Origin of the sequence: Pseudoalteromonas sp. BMB (genome assembly GCF_001709235.1) — a bacterium.
GTDB lineage: Bacteria > Pseudomonadota > Gammaproteobacteria > Enterobacterales > Alteromonadaceae > Pseudoalteromonas > Pseudoalteromonas maricaloris.
The window spans coordinates 1-374 of the sequence record NZ_MBQA01000134.1; the positions used below are offsets into that span (position 1 = coordinate 1).

Genomic DNA, 374 nt, shown 5'->3' on the forward strand with positions numbered 1-374 from the left:
AAGGAAGGCTGATGAGAGTTTGATCACTGGATGGCTCTTCTTCAGATACATGGCTATTGGCGGCTATGTCGGTGCTGCAACAGTAGGTGCTGCAACTTGGTGGTTCATGGTTGCTCCCGATGGTCCTCACTTGCAATATTGGCACCTCACTCATCACTTGGCTTGCTTTACTGAACCAGAGAAGTTTAGTGGTTATGATTGCTCAATCTTCAAGGATCCTCACCCCATGACTATGGCTCTGTCTGTACTGGTCACCATTGAGATGTTGAACGCCATGAACAGCTTGTCTGAGAATCAGTCTCTGACTGTCATGCCTCCATGGATCAACATTTGGTTGCTGGCTTCCATGGCTCTGTCTTTCACCCTCCACTTCG

At 48.4% G+C, this 374-nt stretch carries 1 protein-coding gene; it reads left to right on the forward strand.

All coding sequences use genetic code 11. The annotated features are described in order from the left end of the window. Positions 1-374: cation transporting ATPase C-terminal domain-containing protein (locus BB427_RS08930; protein ID WP_139119053.1), on the forward strand; the 374-nt coding region annotated here is incomplete at both ends.